The sequence below is a fragment of the Streptomyces europaeiscabiei genome, assembly GCF_001550375.1.
GTDB classification, from domain to species: Bacteria; Actinomycetota; Actinomycetes; order Streptomycetales; family Streptomycetaceae; genus Streptomyces; species Streptomyces europaeiscabiei.
This window is the reverse complement of sequence record NZ_LRTR01000187.1, coordinates 1-1,041: the sequence shown is the minus strand read 5'-3', so window position 1 is coordinate 1,041 and position 1,041 is coordinate 1. Positions and strand designations below refer to the sequence as shown.

1 protein-coding gene is annotated in these 1,041 nt (G+C 72.4%); it reads right to left on the bottom strand.

From position 1 onward, the window contains the following. Positions 1–1,041 (bottom strand): tetratricopeptide repeat protein (locus AWZ10_RS09130; RefSeq protein ID WP_159058234.1); only part of this gene is annotated, 1,041 nt, incomplete at both ends.

Sequence of the window (1,041 nt, the reverse complement as noted above, 5' to 3'; positions counted from 1 at the left end):
GTGGTCGCCGGCGACCAGGCGGGCGCGGGCGAGCTGGGTCATCGTCCAGGCCTGGCCGCGGGTGTCGCGGGTGCGGCCGAAGAGGTCCAGGGCGGTGCGCAGTTCGCTCTCCGCGCGCGGCACCTCGCCCATGCGCAGCAGCAGTTGACCGAGTTGGAAGTACGCCCAGCCCTCGCCGTGCAGGGACTCCTGCTGGCGGTGGATGACCAGCGCACGGGTCAACAGGTCCAGGGAGTCGGCCAGATGGGAGCGGTCGCGTTCCACGGCCGCCAGGGCGTGCATCGTCCACGCGCGGTCCGCCGCCAGTTGGGGGGGCGACTGCATCTGCAGGGCCTCCAGGAGCTTCGCCGCCGCCTCGGTCAGGTTGCCCTGGTGGTGAAGGGTGATGCCCAGGGAGCACAGGGCACGGGCGGCGCCCGCGTCGTGGTTGGTCTCCATGTAGAGGTCGACGACCGAGGCGAGCGTCGTACGGGCCTTGTCCAGCTCACCCAGCTGACGGGCCGCGATACCCGTACGCCACTGCACCGAGCGGGTCAGCAGGCCCTGGTCCACCGACTGGGCCAGCTCGCTCAGCTCACCGAGGCGATAGAGGTCGCCGCGCAGCAGGCAGTAGTCGCACAGGGCGCCGAGGAGGCTGAGGACCGCCGCCTGGTTCACGCCCTCCGCGTGCCGCAGCGTGGAGGTGATGAAGCTCGTCTCGTCGTCCAGCCAGCGCAGCGCCTCGTCCAGGGAGACGAAGCCGTGCTGGCCGAAGCGGTCCGAGCGGGTCGACATGTTGCCGTCGACCAGGCGCAGGACGGAGTCGGCGAGGTCGGCGTAGGTGACGATCAGGCGTTCCTGCGCGGCCGTACGCTCGCTCGGCTCCTCCTCGTCGAGAAGGCGGGCGTGGGCGAAGGCGCGGACCAGGTCGTGCAGGCGGTAGCGGTTGCCGTGGACGTGGTCGATGAGGCCCGCGCGGGCGAGCGCGGTGAGGTGGCGGGTCGCCTCCGTCTCGTCGGTGGCGAGGAGCGAGGCGGCCGCCGCCGCGCCGAGGGAGGCGCG